This window comes from Pseudomonas sp. P1_C12 (genome assembly GCF_056406435.1).
Genome location: NZ_JBFUAE010000016.1, coordinates 1 through 17605, shown reverse-complemented (window position 1 = coordinate 17605; position 17605 = coordinate 1). Strand labels below are relative to the sequence as shown.

Sequence of the window (17605 nt, the reverse complement as noted above, 5' to 3'; positions counted from 1 at the left end):
GCTGCGATCTTTTGATCTTGAAAAAAAACGGGGCGATCAGATCGCCCCGTTTGATTACCGCAAAACTATCAGCCCCGACGACGAGCCAGCGCATCGATACGTTCTTCCAGTGGCGGGTGGCTCATGAACATGCGAGCGAACCCTTGCTTGATGCCACCGTTGATGCCAAAGGCGTTCAGGGTGTCGGGCATGTGCACCGGCAGCCCCTGTTCCGCCCGCAGGCGTTGCAGGGCACCAATCATCGCGGCGGTGCCGGCCAGGTTTGCACCGGCTTCGTCGGCACGGAATTCGCGCTTGCGCGAGAACCACATGACGATGGCGCTGGCCAGAATGCCCAGAACCAGTTCGGCGAAGATGGTCGCCACGTAGTAGGCAATGCCCTGGCCTTCTTCGTTCTTGAAGATCACCTTGTCGACGAAATTGCCGATGATCCGTGCGAAGAACATCACGAAGGTGTTCACCACGCCCTGGATCAACGCCAGGGTAACCATGTCGCCATTGGCCACGTGACCGATTTCGTGGGCCAGGACGGCTTTCACTTCATCCGGCGAGAAACGCTCGAGCAAACCCTGGCTGACTGCGACCAATGCGTCGTTCTTGTTCCAGCCGGTGGCGAAGGCGTTCGCCTCGTAGGCCGGGAAGATACCGACTTCGGGCATCTTGATTCCGGCTTCGCGGGACAGTTGCTCGACGGTTTGCAGCAGCCATTGCTCGTGACGGGTGCGTGGCTGGGTGATGATCTGGGTGCTGGTGCTCATCTTCGCCATCCACTTGGAGATGAACAGCGAGAACAGGGAACCTGCGAAACCAAAGACCGCACAGAAAATCAGCAGCTGATTGAGGTTGAGGTCAACCCCATTGGCCGCCATGAACCCGTTGAAGCCGAAAAGGCTCAGGGTGATGCTGGCAATCAGCACGACCGCCAGGTTAGTGGCCAAGAACAGCAGGATGCGCATCATGGTTGTAGAAATCTCCTCAAGCTAAAGATGTAGCGTACTGCGGGGTATATAAGGTGCTGCACCGGGGGATTCAACCGGGTGACTATTTCAAACTGTGTCCTACGGCAACAGTCTAGCTGCTTGCAGGGCATTTCCGACAAGTGTGCGGGAAGTGTTTGTCAGTCAATTCGTGTCGAAGGCCCCGCCTTTGTTAGGCGCGAGCAGCCAAGGCGCTGTCCGGCAGCGACAAAGCGACTGCCAGTGGCGCATTGCAAACAAATGTTGCCGGATCAATCACCGTGCGACCTGTGGGAACGTCGCACGGTGACAGTTCGCTTACTGGCGGTAGGACTTGAGGAAGCCGCCGATGCGTCCGATGGCCATCTCCAGGTCATCGACACGGGGCAGGGTCACGACGCGGAAGTGGTCCGGCCATGGCCAGTTGAATGCGGTGCCTTGAACCACCAGCAGCTTTTCGGAGAGCAGCAGGTCGAGGACAAATTTTTCGTCGTTATGGATCGGGCAGACCTTGGGGTCGATCCGCGGGAATGCATACAGCGCACCCATCGGCTTGACGCAGCTCACGCCCGGAATGTCGTTGAGCAACTCCCAGGTGCGGTTGCGTTGTTCCAGCAGGCGACCCTGCGGCAGCACCAGGTCATTGATGCTCTGATAGCCACCCAGGGCGGTCTGGATCGCGTGCTGGCTCGGCACGTTGGCGCACAGGCGCATGTTCGCCAGCATGTCGATGCCTTCGATGTAGCTCTGGGCGTGGTGTTTCGGGCCGGAAATGGCGATCCAGCCGGAACGGAAACCGGCGACGCGATAGGACTTGGACAGACCGTTGAACGTCAGGCAGAGCAGGTCGGGCGCCAGGGAGGCGGTGCAGATGTGCACGGCATCGTCGTAGAGGATCTTGTCGTAGATCTCGTCGGAAAACACCACCAGGTTGTGCTGACGGGCCAGTTCCAGCATGCCCAGCAGCACTTCCTTGGAATACACCGCGCCGGTCGGGTTGTTCGGGTTGATGATCACCAGGGCCTTGGTGTTCGGGGTGATCTTGGCCTTGATGTCGGCCAGGTCCGGCCACCAGTTGGCTTGCTCGTCGCACAGGTAATGCACCGGATTGCCGCCGGACAGGCTCACGGCTGCGGTCCACAATGGATAGTCCGGCGCTGGCACCAGCACTTCGTCGCCGTTGTTGAGCAGGGCCTGCATCGACATCACGATCAGTTCGGAAACGCCGTTGCCCAGATAGATGTCTTCAATGCCGACGCCTTCCACCTGCTTTTGCTGGTAGTACTGCATCACGGCCTTGCGCGCACTGAACAGGCCCTTGGAGTCGCTGTAGCCCTGGGCGGTCGGCAGGTTGCGGATCACGTCCTGGAGGATTTCATCCGGTGCTTCGAAACCAAAGGGCGCCGGGTTGCCGATGTTCAGCTTGAGGATGCGATGGCCTTCCTCTTCCAGGCGCTTGGCGTGCTTGAGCACCGGGCCGCGAATGTCGTAGCAGACGTTGGCGAGCTTGTTCGATTTGCTGACCTGCATGGCGATGTGTTCCCGAAAATGAACGATCCAGACGGCGTTTGGACAACCGTGCTGGGAATCCTGCGTATTCACACAGGCCTGACGCCTTGAGATGCAGCACCCATATTTCCGTTTGAATGCGCGTGGTCTGGCTGCCAGACTGGCGTTTGACGAGGCGCAATCATACGTGCCGCCCGATCCGTGGAAAAGGTACAGATCGGGCTTTTTCAGCCGCTGAGGTGTGATGATGGAAAAGTTGGAAAAAACCCTGGAAGAATGGAAGGCGATGCTCGATCCAGAGCAGTACAACGTGTGCCGCCTCAAGGGCACCGAACGTCCGTTTTCCGGCAAATACAACGCCACCAAGACCGACGGTGTCTACCACTGCATCTGCTGTAACGAGCCGCTGTTCGACTCCAGGACCAAGTTCGATTCCGGCTGCGGCTGGCCGAGTTTCCATTCGCCGATCGGCGACAGCGCCATGACCGAAATCCGTGATGCCAGCCACGGCATGATCCGCACCGAAGTGGTCTGCGCCAAGTGCGACGCGCACCTGGGGCATGTATTCCCTGATGGTCCGCCGCCGACCGGTCTGCGCTATTGCATCAACTCGGTGTGCCTGGACCTGGTGCCCCGCTCGTAATGCGAGCCCTGTAGGAGCTGCCGAAGGCTGCGATCTTTTGACCTTAAAAAGGCCGGATCAAAAGATCGCAGCCTTCGGCAGCTCCTACGGTTGATCGGCGTTTTGATTAATTAAATTGCACGCAATTCAATTGCTCGCTATTTTGTTATCTCTTCCATCCACTCGGACCCTCAAACATGAGCGACAACCTGCTGAGCATCCCTTGCACCACCATCAAGGGTGAGCAAAAGACCCTGGCGGATTTCGCCGGCAAAGCCGTGCTGGTGGTCAACACGGCCAGCAAGTGCGGTTTCACTCCGCAGTACAAAGGCCTGGAAGAGCTGTGGCAGACCTACAAGGACCAGGGCCTGGTGGTGCTCGGTTTTCCCTGCAACCAGTTCGGCAAGCAAGAGCCGGGCAACGAAGGGGCGATCTCCGAATTCTGCGAGCTGAACTTCGGTGTCAGCTTCCCGCTGTTCAAAAAGATCGACGTAAACGGTGCCGACGCCCATCCGCTGTTCGTGCAATTGAAAAAGCGTGCACCGGGTGTGCTGGGTTCCCAGGGCATCAAGTGGAACTTCACCAAGTTCCTGATCGGCAAGGACGGGCAATTGGTCAAGCGCTTCGCTCCGGCGACCAAGCCGCAGGACCTGACCCGCGAGATCGAAGCCCTGCTCAAATGAATACCTTGTCAGTCGACTCCCTGAAGCTCGATAGCCAACTGTGTTTCAAGCTGTACGCGGCTTCCCGGGCGGTGATTCGCGCCTACAAGCCAATGCTCGATCAGTTGGGCCTGACTTACCCTCAGTACCTGGCGATGCTGGTGCTGTGGGAGTGGCAGGAAGCGGCCCCGGAGCAGCCGACCGTGAAGGCGTTGGGCGAGCGTTTGGCCTTGGATTCCGGCACGCTGACACCGTTGCTCAAGCGCCTCGAACAACTGCAACTGGTGCAGCGTCAGCGTTCGGCGCGCGATGAGCGTGAAGTGCATCTGAGCCTGTCGCCAGCCGGCACGGCCCTGCGCGATCAGGTAGGGCCACTCAAGGCCCGCCTGTTGTGCGACAGCGGGGTCGATCTGAACCGTCTCAACGATTTGCGCGATGGCCTCGATCACTTGTTGGGACAGATCAAGGCGCTGTCGTAGCGGGGATCCACAAGTCCAGCAGGGAGGCCAGTTCTTCCCGCCGGAAGGGTTTGGCCAGGTAGTCACTCATGCCCGCGGCACGACAGCGTTCGCGCTCTTCCGACATGGCGTTGGCCGTCAGGGCGACGATGGGCAGTTGGGGCCAGCGGCCGCTGCGGCGGATTTGCCGGCTGGCCTCATAGCCGTCCATCACCGGCATGTTGCAGTCCATCAGCACCAGATCGAACTCCCGTTGTTCGAGTTGATCCAGGGCTTCGGCACCATGGGCCGCGGTGGTCACCTCGCAGCCGAGTTTGCCGAGCATGCCCTTGGCCACCAGTTGGTTGACCGGATTATCTTCCACCAGCAGCACGCGCCCGCGGCGCTGCGGGCTTTGCGCGTCGAGTGGGACATTGTTGATCGGGTGGGTTTGCGGTTGCAGGATTCGCCGCAACAACTGATGCAGCGAATTGCGTGCCAGGGGGCGGGCCTGCTGTTGCAAGGGGGTGAGGGTGTTGACCTCTTCGCTGGGCATGAAATTGCCATAAGCGGTAATCAGCAGGATCGGCGCGCTGAGAGTGGGGCGCAAAATGAACAGGCACTCGGGGCAGTCGGTGATGAGCACGTCGGCCGCCAGGCCAAGCAGTGGGTCATCCATGGAGCGCCGTTCGTAGTCCAGTCCCCAGCCAGGTAACAGGCCGTTCAGCAGTTCGCCCAGCCCGCTGCTGGCGGCCGTGATGGCGATGACTTTGCCCTTGAGCGAAACAGCCGGCATTGCACGGGTATGGCTGGGCAATGGCAAGTCCGCGCAGAACTGGCTGCCAAAACCCGGCTCGGAGTCGATCGTCAGGCGCCCTTGCATGGCTTCGCAAAGGTTGTAGGTCAGCGCCAGGCCCAGCCCGGTGCCGCCAAATTGGCGGGTAATACCGGCGCCGGCCTGAGTGAAAGGCTGGAAAATTTTCACTTGGGCATCCAGAGGGATTCCGATGCCGGTGTCACACACTTCGATTCTGACGCCGTCCCCGAACGTCGACAGGCGCACGTCGACACGCCCGAAACGGGTGAACTTGAGGGCGTTGGACAGAAGATTACTGACGATCTGCCGCACCCGGGTCGGATCGCCGAGCACGAGTGTCGGGAAATGCGGATCGATCAGGCAGGTCAGTTCGACGCTGGGGGCGGCGTTCTGCGATAACAGGTTGGCAGTGTCTTCGATCAGCGAGCCGAGGTCGAAGGGGATGTGTTCGAGTTCGAGTTGACCGGCATCGAACTTCGACAAGTCGAGAATATCGTTGAGCAATTCCACCAGCACTTTGCCCGAGTCATGGGCGATGGACAGCTGTTGCTGTTGTTCGGCAGTCAGCGGCCCGTCGAGGGACAGCGCGATCATCCCGAGCAAGCCATTGAGGGGCGTGCGGATTTCATGGCTCATGTTGGCCAGGAACACCGAGCGGGCGTCGGCCATGTCCAGTGCTGTGCTGCGAGCGACTTCCAGTTCCTGGTTGGATTGGCTCAGCCGGACATTGATCGCGTTGAGTTCGGCAGTGCGGGCCGAGACGATATTTTCCAGTTGGCCGAGATACTCGGTCAGGCGGTTTTCCGCGTTGCGCCGTTGCTGGATTTCGGTGGCGATGTTTTTGAATTGCTGATTGGCAACCTTGACCAGCACGCCGATCTCATCGTCGGCGTGCCCGGCGGGACACTCCAGTGAGCTCGGCTCGGTGCTGCTCGGGTCGCGGCCGCTGAGTTCACGGATGACCCGCACCAGGGGTTTGGTCAGCATCACATAGAACAGCGCCAACAGGATGCCGGACAGTAGCAGGCTGCGGGCGAAGCCATTGAGCAGGGTCACTTCGGCCCGGCGCAGGAACCGGTTGCCGAAGGCGTAAGTGTCGACGTTCAGCCGCAGCGTACCCAGGGATTCGCTGGGTAAATGATCCAGGTAAAGCCGGTCTTCGAACTGTCGGTTGGCGCCGAACAGGTAGTCACTGAGCATCCGGTATCCGTTTTCCACCCCGGGTCGCTTGACGCTGGCCAGCACAGTGCCGTTGTTGTCGGTCAGTTTCACGCCAGTGATCGCTGGCGAGCGCAGCAGGCCCAGGGTCAGTTCCTTGGCGAGTTCGGCGTCGATGTTGTAGGCAATTCGCGAGGCCGGGTTGTGGCTGATTTCCAGCAATGAAAGGATTTCACGATTGATGGAGGCGTCTTCACTGGCATAATCGATGCCTATTTGCAGCAGGCTGAGCAGCGTGCCCAGAATGAAACCGACCAGCACGGTAAGCCGGGCTTGCTTGAATGACAGCCGGTTGGTGAATTTGATGTCCATGGAGGGGTGAACCACTTCCGTTTCCTTTCGCTGCTCAAGCATAGTCGATCATGCCTGCCTGTTGATGTTCTCGCGAGGCCTGTACTGCGGGGGCCGCCGCTTGTGTGACGCTGTGTTTCGTCGCTGTATCACCATCATCACTGTGAACGTGCCCGAGGAGAAGTCGTGGATTCCCGATTGAATGCTTTTCTTGAACGCGCCGATGCCGTTCTGGCCCGTATCGAGCCGTTGCTGCCGGCCCCCCGGCCAGCCATCGACTGGACGCAATGCCTGGCCGCGCGCTGGCAGCGTGAGTCGCGCGGCGGTTATCTGATGCCGCTGGAGGTCAGCCTCGACATGCATTTGTCGGACCTGATCGGCGTCGACCGGCAAGTCGAGCAGCTTGGGCGCAATACCCGGCAGTTCCTCGATGGCATGCCGGCCAACCACGCCTTGCTCTGGGGCTCGCGCGGCACCGGCAAATCGTCACTGGTGCGCGCCTTGTTGGCCGAGCACGCTCAAGCCGGTTTGCGCTTGATCGAGATTGAACGTGATCACCTGGCAGACCTGCCGCGAGTGGTCGAACAGATCGGCAAACTGCCCCAGCGTTTCGTGCTGTTTTGCGATGACCTTTCCTTCGAGTCGGGCGAGGGTGATTACCGAGTGCTCAAAAGCGTCCTCGATGGCTCGCTGGAACAGGCGCCGGATAACGTTTTGCTGTACGCCACGTCCAACCGTCGCCACCTGGTGCCGGAAAAGGAAAGTGACAACGAAAACTGGAAACGGGTCGACGGCGAACTGCATCCCAGCGAGGCGGTGGAAGACAAGATCGCGCTGTCGGACCGCTTCGGTTTGTGGCTGTCGTTCTATCCGTTTACCCAGGAACACTTCCTCAACGTCGTCGAGCACTGGATCGGTCAGTTGGCCGGCAAGGCCGGACTGGCGTGGCAGCGCAGCGAAGAGCTGGACATTCTGGCGGTACGCTGGGCCACCGGCCGGGGCAATCGTAATGGACGTTGCGCTTATCAATTTGCCCGTTATTGGGTCGGGCTGAAACTGTTGGAGCACAAGGCATGATCGATTTACAAAAGAGCGGCCAGGGCCTCGAAGGCTACGGCATGCTGCACGCGCAGCTGGAGTCCTTGCTGGCGGACGAGCGGGACTTCATCGCCAATGCCGCACAGTTCTCGGCGTTTCTGTTCAATCAGCTCGATGACCTGAACTGGGCCGGTTTCTACCTCAACCGCCATGAAGAACTGGTGCTGGGGCCGTTTCAGGGGCAGATCGCTTGCGTGCGGATTCCGTTCGGTTGCGGCGTATGCGGGACAGCGGCAGCCACCTTGCAGACTCAGTTGGTCGAAGATGTGCACGCGTTTCCCGGTCACATTGCCTGCGACAGCGCCTCGAACAGCGAACTGGTGGTGCCGCTGGTCAAGGACGGCCGATTGATCGGCGTGCTCGATCTCGACAGTCCGAAACTGGCGCGTTTCACTGCACAGGACCAGGCAGGAATCGAACAGCTGGCGGCGATTTTCCTGCGCCTGACCGACTGCTGATCAAGACCCCAGGCCTGCCTTGAGCAGCAGGCCTGACGCCGGTTTTCTCCATGACGGTCAACGCACTGCCGAGGGTCCAGGCATCGTCAAGGCTCTGTCACTTTGCCTTCGTCGTAGTGCTCGATCTGACGTAGTAACGCGTCCTCCAGCTCAAGCATGGCGCACTCCATGGATTTGCAGCATGCAGCCACTTTTTCGCGATCGAAATCCTCATGGCAGGCTGCTTCGAGTGCCTCGCAGCGGTCGATCAAGCGGGATGCCTGCACTATCCGGGCTGCGCCTTTGATTTTGTGGGCAATGTCCTGCAGCGCCTGCGTATCCCCTGAGCTGGATAGTGCCAACAGTGTTTGCAGATCCTGGCGGTTGCTATTCACTAACTCGTTGAGCAATCGCCGGTTCAACATCGGGTTGCCTCCGGTCATCAGTTTCAACCCGTGCAGGTTGAACGCCGGGGTTGTCTGGGTGGGCCCAATGCCTTCCACCCATTGACTCAAGGCACCGAGGCTGAGGGGTTTGAACAGGCAGTCGTCCATTCCCGCCTGTTTGCAGCGCTGTACTTCTTCCGGTTGCGCGTTGGCGGTAAAGCCGAGAACGGTGCAGGGAGGACGATGGTTTTGTCGTTCATGCTGGCGAATGGCGCGGGCCAGCTCGTAACCGTTCATGACCGGCATGTTGCAATCGGCGATCACCAGATCAAACGGCCGGTCTTTCCATGCATCCAGTCCCTCCTGGCCATCGGCCGCGACGGTAAATCGATGCCCAAGAAACTCCAGTTGCTGGCACGTGAGCAAGCGATTGGCCGGGTGATCGTCGACTACCAGCACACTCAACGGGGTTGTAGCGACGATGATTTGCGTTTCGGCCACCTGGGCTGACTGTTGTAGCGGCAACGTTTCCAGCAGTAGCAACACCTCCACTTGAGTGCCGACGCCCGGTTCGCTACGCAATTGCAGATTGCCGCCCATCATCTCGCAGAGGTTGCGGCTGATCACCAGCCCCAGCCCTGCGCCCCCCCTGGCCGATTGCATGGCGTTGTCGGCCTGTGCGAAGGGTTCGAACAGGTGCTGTTGATCCTGTTCGCTGATCCCGATACCACTGTCGTGAACCTGCACCCGCATTTGCACGTGCTCAGGTTGCGTTGCCGGCTGCAGATCGACAATGACCCGGACCTGGCCTTGCTCGGTAAACTTGATGGCATTGCTGATCAGGTTGGACAGCACTTGTTTGAAGCGCAAAGGATCCAGCAACACATCGAAGGTCGGGTTGGCCGATGAAAACTCCAGTACCAGCCCGAGCTTCTTCTGTCGGGCCAGGCCATCGAAAATCCGCACGACCGAGGCTACGAGTTCACCCGGACTAACGCGCTCCGGGCTCAGGCTCAAGCGTCCTGATTCGATTCTGGCAATGTCCAGAATGTCGCCAATCAGCTCCAGCAACCCTTTCGCCGAGTTGTATGCGACATCGATGGTCGCGCGCTCCGGGTGCAGATGATCAAGACGCTTGAGTGTCAGTTCAAGCATGCCAATGATTGCATTCATCGGCGTGCGGATCTCATGGCTCATCGTGGCCAGAAACGTGCTTTTGGCCCGGTTGGCGTTATCGGCACGTTCTTTCGCGCAACGCAGATCATCGAGCAGTTGCCGCCGTTCGCTGATATCGATCCAGCCACCGATAATGCCTTGCACTTTTGCGCTGGAATCCCGATAGGGAAGAATCCAGTGATAGATCGTCAGCCGCCGGCCGCCAATGTGCAGTTCGCGATCGACGATCAAAGGTCTGCCCTCGGCCACCACGCGTTGGTAGTCAGCCTGGTACTCCCGGGCTTCGAATACATTGCTCATCGATCCCTGCATGACACTTTTGCCGATGACATCTTCACGCCTGGCGCTGAACGCTTGCAGGTAACTGTCGTTGCAACTTTGCAGTAGTCCCTGGCGATCACGTACGTAGATCGGATGGGGCGTGCCATTGACCAGCGATCGCATGAACTCGAACTGATCGTTCAACGCACGCTCGGCGGCCTTGCGTTGCTTGATCTGGCGTCGCATGTAGTCGTTCCACGCAATGGAAATCAGCAACAGCACGCCGGCACCAATGACGATCTGATAGAACAGTCGTTGATAGTTGCGCCAGGTGTTTTGCGAAGACGCCGAATAGCCACGCCAACGGCTGTTGATGATGCCCAGTTCTTCCGGCGAGATGCTTAGTAACGCCTTGTCGAGAATCGCGTTCAGCTCTTTGGCGCCCCGAGCGGTGGCAAGGGAAAACGCTGCCTGCTCGGTGCCGATGGTGGTGCTGATTTGCAGTGTGTGCTCGAACAGTCGCGACGAAATGAAGTAATTGGCAATGATCAGTGAGTTCACCGCGCCCTCGACCTGGCCTCCGGCGAGTAACTCTACGGCGCTGAAGGTGTCCGGGGCTTCAATCAACTTGATCCGGGGAAATTCTCTGCGCAGGTAATCCATGAGTGGATTGCCACGGGCAATGGCCAGGCGCTTGTCCTGCAACTGCACGAGGTTGGTCGGGCTGTCGGCGGCTTTGCGGGTCAGCAGGACGTAGGAATTTTCCAGAAAGGGTCGGGTAAAGTTCAGTTGGGTTTGACGTTGCGCGCTGGGAAGCAACGCGGCGATCACATCGGCCTTGTTGTCCTTGATCTGTTTGATCATCTCGTCATCGCTCCGACTGTGCTGGATGTCAAAGCGCAAGCCGGTGCGCAGCCTGATCAGCTCAAGCAAATCTGCGGTGACCCCGCGAAAGTTGCCGTTGCTATCGAAAAACGTCAGTGGCGCAAAGGCTTCGTTGACGACGACGCGCACTATCGGGTGGCGTGCCAGCCAGCGTTCTTCCCGTTCAGTGAGTTGCAACTTTTGATCGGTCAGCAGAATGTCGCTACCGGCGCTCCAGCGTTTGGCGATGTTTTCTCGTTCACTGGAGGGGATGGCCGTGATCGTCGCGTTGATGATGCCAAGCAGCTCGGGGTTGCTCCTGTTCACGGCGAAGCTGAAACCATAGGCTTCATGTTTGCCGAAGTTGGCCATCCGGATGTTGTTCAAGTATCCCTTGTTGATCATGTAGTGAGTTGAAATGGTGTCACCGAGAAACACGTCCGCCTGATCGAAAGCAACGGCGTTGATTGCATTCTGGTAGGAGGGATAGGACGTGATGATCGCCTTCGGGTACAACGCCCTGACTTCCGTCAGCGGCAAGTAGTGATACACCATGCTCAGGCGCAATCCGGCCAGGCCCTCGGTGAGGGATCGGGTTTCCCCTTCGCGGGTCACCAAGACGGGTTGGTCGACGGCATAGGGTATCGACAGTGCAATGTCGGCATTGCCAGCTTCGAATCCATTGGCGGTGCCTAGCAGATCGACTTCGCCGCTTTCCAGTGCAGCGATCGCGGCCCCTCGGGAATCGAAACGCTGAACCGTGACGGGCAAACCGGTTATTTTTCCCAGAAGACCAGCGTAATCGGCGGTAAACCCTTCATAGTCCTGCCCACTGGTGGTCAGGTCGAAAGGGGGGTAGTCCGGGGCTGACGTCCCGAGCGTCAGTTCATGTTTTTGCTTTATCCATTGCCGTTGGGATTCATCCAGTCGAACCTCCATTGCTCCGGCCTTCGAACGGCTGAGCAGTGTGTAGTGTTCACTGTTCGGTGCCCCAAACAACGAGGTGCTCACGCATAGACCTGCAGTCACCTGTATCAGATAAACCTTCAAACGGCTGGGCATCGAGGGTCTCACACTAGCGCGTTTCGTTTAGCCATCTCGATTAGTTCAACCAGGGATTTGGCTTTGAGCTTCTGCATGAGGCGCTTTTTGTAGGTGCTCACGGTCTTGTTGCTCAGAAACATCCCCTTGGCGATTTCCTTGTTTGTGCGACCTTGGGCAAAAAGTTGCAAGACCATCAGTTCCCGGTCGTTTACGGATTTGAACAGTTCCAGTTCGATGCAGCGTGTTTCATCTCCTCGGATGGGGTTCAAGGCCTCGCTCGGAAAATAGTTGTAACCTGCAAATACCGCTTTTATGGCGCTGACCAGTTCACTGATGTCCTCTTGTTTGCAGACATAGCCCGAGGCACCGGATTGCATGCAACGAATGCCGAAAAGTGTCGGGCATTGTGCTGTCAGTACCAGTGTTTTAAGAGGTGTATTCATGGCGTTGAATCGGGATAGCACTTCCAGGCCATCCAGTTTTGGAATGCTGATGTCGAGAATGACCAGATCCGGCATGCATTCGCGAACCATCTGCATGGCGTCGACCCCATTGTCAGTTTCGCCGACGACTTTGTAACCTTCATGCTCCAGCAGCATTCGAACGGCAAGGCGGATAACCGGGTGATCGTCGACAATAAAAACGGAGTTCATAATCAAGTCCCATGCGAGCTCAAATAAAGCGCGCACCTTAGCTCAGATACTTGAAGGGGCGCATGAACTGACCGAGCTGTAGCAGCAATATAGGAGAAATCCTACAGATCAAAAGGAATGGGACTACGTGTTAACTAGGTTTCTTATTAGGAAGGCTAAGAAAGTCCAGCGCTTTGGTGCACTTTTGAAGGAAGTTGTTTGTAAGTTTTACGTTGTATGTTTTCCGGCTTTTATATGTTTCTTTTTTCTATAGTAGTGCTGAGGTCAACAAGTCTCTAAATTCAGATTGTTTCAGTGGTTTTATCAAATATCCCAATAATGGCAGCCCGTAATCAGTGGCCGTTTTTACAAGCTCATCCAATTCAGACGTTGTCAGGCTACTCAGAATGATCGCCTGTCTGATCAGCCCTCGCTGGCTGGCGAACCGGACCAGATCGAGTCCCGTCAGATCGGGCAGGCATTGATCGCATAAAAGAATGTCGAACGGTTGGTCGGCCCCGAGCATTTTCTGCATGGCGCTTTTGGCGCTATCGGAGGTAGTCAGTCGGGTGAAGCCATAACTTTCCAGCAAGTACTGAGTGGCTATTAGTTGGAAGGGATGGTCTTCCACCACGAGGATGCGTAGATCGTCTTCGGCCATGGGGCGCACTTCATCTGTCGAACAGAAGGGAGGGCGATTGTTTCGCGAGAGTGCCGGACAAGCGATCAGTTTGCTCGACAGGTGCTGTAGGGCGATTCGACGAAACTTGAGTGCTGTTGGAGTTTGAAGGGGAGATCAGCCATTACGAATGCTGTAATGGCTGATCAATCGATACACCTCAGTGGCTGGCGCGTCCGGTCATTTCCAAGGCCATGTCACTGGCATAGCTGTCGGTCATGCCGGCGATGAAATCAATCATGCGCAAAAACGAAGTGTGCAATGGGCCGTGAGGGTCGGGTGCATTGTTGCCCAGCAGATCAAGGATACGACGGCTCTTGAACGACGGCGTACGTCCGTTGTGCTGCTCCAGCGCTGCGCCGCAAAAGGCGTTGAGCAGGATTTCCAGTGTGGTGTAGGCACCGATCTCGTGCAGAGTCTTGCGCTTGTCCTGGAAGATTTTCTTGCGGGCCATGTCTTTGGCATTCAGCACGCAACGCTTGGCGGGACCATGCATGTGTTCCACCAGGTCGCCGGAAAGCGTACCGGCCAACAGCGCATCCTGTTGCTCGACAAACGCCCGGGCCGCGGCATTGGTCAAGTGTTCGATGGCTTTACCGCGCAGTATCGCCAGTTTGCGTCGGCGCGAATCGCCGGGACCAAGCTGGCGGTAGGTCTCAGGCAAGTCATCGCCCACCAGGCCCAGCAACAGGGACTCGACTTCGGCGTATTCCAGCAACTCCATTTCCAGGCCGTCTTCCAGGTCGATCAGTGCATAGCAGATGTCGTCGGCAGCCTCCATCAGGTACACCAGAGGATGTCGCGCCCAACGTTGCTCCTCCAGTTGTGGCAGGCCGAGTTTATGGGCGATCTGCTCGAGTAGCGGCAGCTCGCTCTGATAACAGCCGAACTTGTGTTTCTTGTAGCCCAGCGAGTCGGCGTGCCTGGCCGTCCATGGATACTTCAGGTAGGTGCCCAGCGTTGCATAGGTCAGTCGGGTGCCGCCGTCGAACTGGTGATACTCCAGTTGAGTGAGTACCCGAAAGCCCTGGGCATTGCCTTCGAAATTCAGGAAGTCATTGCGCTCGGCTTCACTCATTGCATCCAGCCAGCCACGGCCGGCGGCTTGCTGGAACCAGTGCCGGATCGCGTCTTCACCGGAATGGCCGAAAGGCGGGTTGCCGATATCGTGTGCCAGGCAAGCCGATTGCACCACCATCCCCAGGTCGCTGGGTTCGCACCAGTCGGGCAGGGCATTGCGGATGGTTTCGCCGACCCGCATGCCCAGTGAGCGCCCCACGCAACTGACTTCCAGCGAGTGGGTCAGGCGCGTATGAATGTGATCATTGCTGGACACCGGATGGACCTGGGTCTTGCGCCCGAGGCGGCGGAAAGCCCCCGAGAAAATGATGCGGTCGTGGTCTTTGTGAAAAGGGCTGCGACCGAGCTCTTCAGGGCTGTGCAGAGGTTTTCCGAGGCGTTCGCGGGTAAGCAGAGTGTGCCAATCCAAGGCGGGGTCTCTCCGTCAGGTGACTAATAGCCTAGCTTCCCGTTTCGCGCCATGACCTGCAAGCGGAACTACAGTCCGGCGGCGTCGATATCGATGAGTAACCGACGCCGAAATCATCGATGGCTATCCGCGCGCCGGCTTGCCGGTAAGGCACCACCACATGTGCCAGACTCATCAGTCTTTGCGCGAAGAGCCTTGCATGATCAGTGTGATCAGCGGCCCTAGTGTTGTGCCGAGGCGGATCAGCCGGGTCAGGCTGCTGAGGCCGCCACCGTTTTTTGCACCCTTGCCGGTCAGATAGCCCAGCAAGGTGACGGCAGCCACGCCCCAGAGTGGAGCGTGCTTGACGCCGAAGCCGTCCTTCAGGTTTTGCGTTATCCCGCGCACCCGCTGCAAAGGTTGTAGCAGTTGCGCGGATTCGTGGCGGATTTCCTGACGATGCATTTCCATGCGCAAGCGGATCAGGGCTTTGCGCATTTCCGTGCGTGAGCTGTTGTGTGGCAGTTCAGGCAGGTTCATGGCATCAGGCGCTCCCGATCGTTGGCCAGCTCTTCCAGTGTGCCGTGGAAGGGCGAGGACTCATCGAAAATCGCTGCTCTCAAACGCATTCCACAGAATATGGCGGCGAGGGTGTAGAACACACAGAGCCCGATGATGGCGGTCAGGCGATAGGTGTCCCAGAACACAATAAGCACCAGCGTCGACAACCCCACCAACAGCAGCAATGCAAACACCAGCGCCAGGCCGGCAAACAGCAACAGGCTGACGGTGCGGGTCTTTTGTTCCTGCAATTCGATACCGAACAGTTCGACATGGCTGTGCAGTAATCCAAGGAAGGCAGCGCCCAGGCGCCGCGATGAGGAGCTGGTTCCCGCTACAGACGGGCCGGATTCACCGATCGACATATCAGCGCCGGCTGGCCAGCAGGCCGATCAGGAAACCCACACCGGCCGCGATCCCGACGGATTGCCAAGGGTTGGCCTGGACATAGTCTTCCGTGGCGGTGACTGCTGCCTTGCCGTGTTCGCGCAGGGAGTCTTCGGTCAGCTTCAGGGTTTCACGGGCCCGCAAGAGACTGTCGTGAATCTGCTCGCGCAATTCATCGGCCTGATCGCCGGCCAGGGTCGCGGTGTGCTCCAGCAACCGTTCGGTGTCACTGACCAGTGTCTGAAAGTCGTTCATCAGGATTTCTTGAGCAGTCTTTGCCTTGGTGCGGGCCATGGGGGATCTCCATAAGTGGCTTTCTGATGCGTTCGAGTATGAGCCTTCGGCGAAGGTTCAGTACAAATGACTGGTACAACTTTTGCTACGTCGTGGTGCGCCGGTCCGCACCATTGCGCTATGGCCGGGCATGATTTCAGTAAAACCGTAGGACCAACAATCAAAAACTCGCGTAAACGTCCGGGGCGCGTTTTTCCTGGAGGGCGTCCGTGCGCCAAAGTGGTTCAACGAGATCAGTGCGCTGATGCTCCGAAGCCGCAACTTGGTGCGTGGACAGTCATCGCGAACTGCTTTGGTGCTTTTTTCTGCCATAAGGTCTGCCCATCCCATGGAAAACCTGCAAAGCGCTGTGGACACCCTGGTCCATAGCTCCAACACGCTGTTCATTCTGATCGGTGCGGTCATGGTTCTGGCCATGCACGCCGGTTTTGCCTTTCTCGAAGTCGGAACCGTGCGACAGAAAAACCAGGTCAATGCGTTGTCGAAAATCCTCAGTGACTTCGCTGTTTCGACACTGGCCTACTTCTTTATAGGCTATTGGATTTCCTATGGCGTGACATTCATGCAGCCAGCGGCCGTGCTCAATGCCGACCATGGCTATGGACTGGTGAAGTTTTTCTTCCTGCTGACCTTTGCCGCGGCGATCCCGGCGATCATTTCCGGCGGGATCGCCGAGCGCGCCCGGTTTGTTCCCCAGTTGTGTGCAACCGCGTTGATCGTCGCGTTCATCTATCCGTTCTTCGAAGGCATTGTCTGGAACGGCAACCTGGGTTTGCAAGCCTGGTTGCTGGAGCGCTTTGGCGCCGGTTTCCATGACTTCGCAGGATCGGTGGTGGTGCATGCCATGGGCGGTTGGCTGGCACTGGCGGCGGTGCTGTTGCTCGGGCCGCGTAATGGCCGCTATCGCGACGGTCGGCTGGTCGCGTTCGCGCCATCGAGCATCCCGTTTCTGGCACTGGGCTCGTGGATCCTGATTGTTGGCTGGTTCGGCTTCAACGTCATGAGCGCGCAAACCCTGCAAGGTGTCAGCGGACTGGTGGCGGTGAACTCGTTGATGGCCATGGTTGGCGGTACGGTGGCGGCGCTGATTGTCGGGCGCAATGACCCCGGCTTTTTGCACAACGGCCCGTTGGCGGGGCTCGTGGCAATCTGTGCCGGTTCCGACCTGATGCATCCTGTGGGCGCGCTGGTCACCGGTGCCGTCGCGGGGGCGCTGTTTGTCTGGTGCTTTACCGCGGCCCAAGGCAAATGGCACATCGACGATGTGTTGGGTGTGTGGCCGTTGCATGGCTTGTGCGGTGTGTGGGGCGGCATCGCCTGCGGCATTTTCGGCCAGACCGCTTTGGGCGGGTTGGGCGGGGTCAGCCTGATCAGCCAGTTGATTGGTACTGCGCTGGGCGTCACTGTGGCACTGGCCGGCGGGTTTGCCGTGTATGGCGTGATCAAGGCGTTGCATGGATTGCGCCTGAGTCAGGAAGAGGAGTATTACGGCGCGGACCTGTCGATCCACAAGATCGGTGCCGTGAGCCAGGACTGATTCAGGTTTTTTCATCGTCCGTGGCATTAGGGGGCGTTCTCAATTAGTTTCCCTACCGCGCCGGGTCTGCTGTTGTGCAGGGCAAGGCGCGAGAAGCGCAGTTTGGTCATTCCAAATCAGCTTCGAGCAACACAGCCCTGCACAACAGCAGGCCCGGCCCTTCGGGTTGTGCCTTAAAGCTGGCCATGCTGCGTTGCAGGCCTTGGAAAGGGAACAACCATTCCCAGCGGCCTACGCCTTGCCTGGCCAGCTTTAAGGCGACAACGCGG

16 protein-coding genes and 1 pseudogene are annotated in these 17605 nt (G+C 58.3%); 6 read left to right on the top strand and 11 right to left on the bottom strand.

Features of this window, described 5'->3' with window-relative positions:
* Positions 1 to 68 precede the first annotated feature (68 nt).
* A complete protein-coding gene (gene htpX / locus AC1D19_RS23580; protein ID WP_007973520.1) occupies positions 69 to 959 on the bottom strand; it encodes a protease HtpX in 891 nt (296 codons plus the stop codon).
* 315 nt (positions 960 to 1274) lie between these two features.
* Positions 1275 to 2486 carry a pyridoxal phosphate-dependent aminotransferase gene (locus tag AC1D19_RS23575; RefSeq protein ID WP_007973513.1) on the bottom strand — a complete coding sequence of 404 codons (1212 nt, stop codon included), beginning with the start codon at positions 2484 to 2486 and terminating at the stop codon, positions 1275 to 1277.
* 226 nt (positions 2487 to 2712) lie between these two features.
* Here AC1D19_RS23575 and msrB point away from each other — a divergent pair, with 226 nt between their 5' ends.
* From msrB to AC1D19_RS23560, 3 genes are all read left to right on the top strand, one after another.
* Positions 2713 to 3108, top strand: a complete 396-nt coding sequence (gene msrB / locus AC1D19_RS23570; RefSeq protein ID WP_477764701.1) for a peptide-methionine (R)-S-oxide reductase MsrB — start codon at positions 2713 to 2715, stop codon at positions 3106 to 3108.
* Positions 3109 to 3284: 176 nt separating this feature from the next.
* A complete protein-coding gene (locus AC1D19_RS23565) occupies positions 3285 to 3770 on the top strand; it encodes a glutathione peroxidase (RefSeq protein WP_056727098.1) in 486 nt (161 codons plus the stop codon).
* A complete protein-coding gene (locus tag AC1D19_RS23560) occupies positions 3767 to 4228 on the top strand; it encodes a MarR family winged helix-turn-helix transcriptional regulator (protein WP_046043405.1) in 462 nt (153 codons plus the stop codon). The genes AC1D19_RS23565 and AC1D19_RS23560 overlap by 4 nt, the downstream gene beginning before the upstream one ends.
* On the opposite strand, the gene AC1D19_RS23555 is transcribed toward AC1D19_RS23560, so the two are convergent.
* Positions 4212 to 6533, bottom strand: coding sequence for a hybrid sensor histidine kinase/response regulator (locus tag AC1D19_RS23555; protein WP_477764772.1), 2322 nt, complete (start codon positions 6531 to 6533; stop codon positions 4212 to 4214). The two genes, AC1D19_RS23560 and AC1D19_RS23555, sit on opposite strands and share 17 nt — an antisense overlap.
* Before the next feature lie 165 nt (positions 6534 to 6698).
* Here AC1D19_RS23555 and AC1D19_RS23550 point away from each other — a divergent pair, with 165 nt between their 5' ends.
* Both AC1D19_RS23550 and AC1D19_RS23545 read left to right on the top strand, forming a co-directional pair.
* The gene (locus AC1D19_RS23550; RefSeq protein ID WP_477764700.1) at positions 6699 to 7589 is read left to right on the top strand and encodes an ATP-binding protein; all 891 of its coding nucleotides are present in this window, start codon (positions 6699 to 6701) and stop codon (positions 7587 to 7589) included.
* A complete protein-coding gene (locus AC1D19_RS23545) occupies positions 7586 to 8068 on the top strand; it encodes a GAF domain-containing protein (protein ID WP_477764699.1) in 483 nt (160 codons plus the stop codon). Before AC1D19_RS23550 ends, AC1D19_RS23545 begins: the two co-directional genes overlap by 4 nt.
* Before the next feature lie 86 nt (positions 8069 to 8154).
* On the opposite strand, the gene AC1D19_RS23540 is transcribed toward AC1D19_RS23545, so the two are convergent.
* The 8 genes and pseudogenes from AC1D19_RS23540 to AC1D19_RS23505 form a co-directional block, all read right to left on the bottom strand.
* Positions 8155 to 11796, bottom strand: a complete 3642-nt coding sequence (locus AC1D19_RS23540; protein ID WP_477764698.1) for a transporter substrate-binding domain-containing protein — start codon at positions 11794 to 11796, stop codon at positions 8155 to 8157.
* An 8-nt stretch (positions 11797 to 11804) separates the two neighbouring features.
* Positions 11805 to 12431 carry a response regulator gene (locus AC1D19_RS23535; RefSeq protein ID WP_477754030.1) on the bottom strand — a complete coding sequence of 209 codons (627 nt, stop codon included), beginning with the start codon at positions 12429 to 12431 and terminating at the stop codon, positions 11805 to 11807.
* A gap of 247 nt (positions 12432 to 12678) precedes the next feature.
* A complete protein-coding gene (locus tag AC1D19_RS23530) occupies positions 12679 to 13071 on the bottom strand; it encodes a response regulator (RefSeq protein ID WP_477760125.1) in 393 nt (130 codons plus the stop codon).
* 178 nt (positions 13072 to 13249) lie between these two features.
* Positions 13250 to 14578, bottom strand: a complete 1329-nt coding sequence (locus AC1D19_RS23525) for a deoxyguanosinetriphosphate triphosphohydrolase (protein ID WP_477760124.1) — start codon at positions 14576 to 14578, stop codon at positions 13250 to 13252.
* A gap of 85 nt (positions 14579 to 14663) precedes the next feature.
* A pseudogene (locus tag AC1D19_RS23520) lies at positions 14664 to 14765 on the bottom strand (hypothetical protein); the annotation flags it as partial.
* Positions 14753 to 15097 (bottom strand): hypothetical protein, encoded by a 345-nt coding sequence (locus AC1D19_RS23515; RefSeq protein ID WP_477756113.1) that lies wholly within the window; start codon positions 15095 to 15097, stop codon positions 14753 to 14755. The pseudogene AC1D19_RS23520 and the gene AC1D19_RS23515, both read right to left, overlap by 13 nt.
* A complete protein-coding gene (locus AC1D19_RS23510; protein WP_477756112.1) occupies positions 15094 to 15483 on the bottom strand; it encodes a phage holin family protein in 390 nt (129 codons plus the stop codon). The genes AC1D19_RS23515 and AC1D19_RS23510 overlap by 4 nt, the downstream gene beginning before the upstream one ends.
* 1 nt (position 15484) lies before the next feature.
* A complete protein-coding gene (locus AC1D19_RS23505) occupies positions 15485 to 15799 on the bottom strand; it encodes an ElaB/YgaM/YqjD family protein (RefSeq protein WP_477756111.1) in 315 nt (104 codons plus the stop codon).
* A 328-nt stretch (positions 15800 to 16127) separates the two neighbouring features.
* On the opposite strand from AC1D19_RS23505, the gene AC1D19_RS23500 reads away from it, so the two are divergent.
* Positions 16128 to 17336 (top strand): ammonium transporter, encoded by a 1209-nt coding sequence (locus AC1D19_RS23500; protein WP_477756110.1) that lies wholly within the window; start codon positions 16128 to 16130, stop codon positions 17334 to 17336.
* Positions 17337 to 17605: the final 269 nt, after the last annotated feature.

Bases quoted from the DNA above. Each gene is read 5' to 3' on its own strand.
- htpX (WP_007973520.1), bottom strand. From the start codon at position 959: ATGATGCGCATCCTGCTGTTCTTGGCCACTAACCTGGCGGTCGTGCTG.
- AC1D19_RS23575 (WP_007973513.1), bottom strand. From the start codon at position 2,486: ATGCAGGTCAGCAAATCGAACAAGCTCGCCAACGTCTGCTACGACATT.
- msrB (WP_477764701.1), top strand. From the start codon at position 2,713: ATGGAAAAGTTGGAAAAAACCCTGGAAGAATGGAAGGCGATGCTCGAT.
- AC1D19_RS23565 (WP_056727098.1), top strand. From the start codon at position 3,285: ATGAGCGACAACCTGCTGAGCATCCCTTGCACCACCATCAAGGGTGAG.
- AC1D19_RS23560 (WP_046043405.1), top strand. From the start codon at position 3,767: ATGAATACCTTGTCAGTCGACTCCCTGAAGCTCGATAGCCAACTGTGT.
- AC1D19_RS23555 (WP_477764772.1), bottom strand. From the start codon at position 6,533: ATGGACATCAAATTCACCAACCGGCTGTCATTCAAGCAAGCCCGGCTT.
- AC1D19_RS23545 (WP_477764699.1), top strand. From the start codon at position 7,586: ATGATCGATTTACAAAAGAGCGGCCAGGGCCTCGAAGGCTACGGCATG.
- AC1D19_RS23540 (WP_477764698.1), bottom strand. From the start codon at position 11,796: ATGCCCAGCCGTTTGAAGGTTTATCTGATACAGGTGACTGCAGGTCTA.
- AC1D19_RS23535 (WP_477754030.1), bottom strand. From the start codon at position 12,431: ATGAACTCCGTTTTTATTGTCGACGATCACCCGGTTATCCGCCTTGCC.
- AC1D19_RS23530 (WP_477760125.1), bottom strand. From the start codon at position 13,071: ATGGCCGAAGACGATCTACGCATCCTCGTGGTGGAAGACCATCCCTTC.
- AC1D19_RS23515 (WP_477756113.1), bottom strand. From the start codon at position 15,097: ATGAACCTGCCTGAACTGCCACACAACAGCTCACGCACGGAAATGCGC.
- AC1D19_RS23510 (WP_477756112.1), bottom strand. From the start codon at position 15,483: ATGTCGATCGGTGAATCCGGCCCGTCTGTAGCGGGAACCAGCTCCTCA.
- AC1D19_RS23505 (WP_477756111.1), bottom strand. From the start codon at position 15,799: ATGGCCCGCACCAAGGCAAAGACTGCTCAAGAAATCCTGATGAACGAC.
- AC1D19_RS23500 (WP_477756110.1), top strand. From the start codon at position 16,128: ATGGAAAACCTGCAAAGCGCTGTGGACACCCTGGTCCATAGCTCCAAC.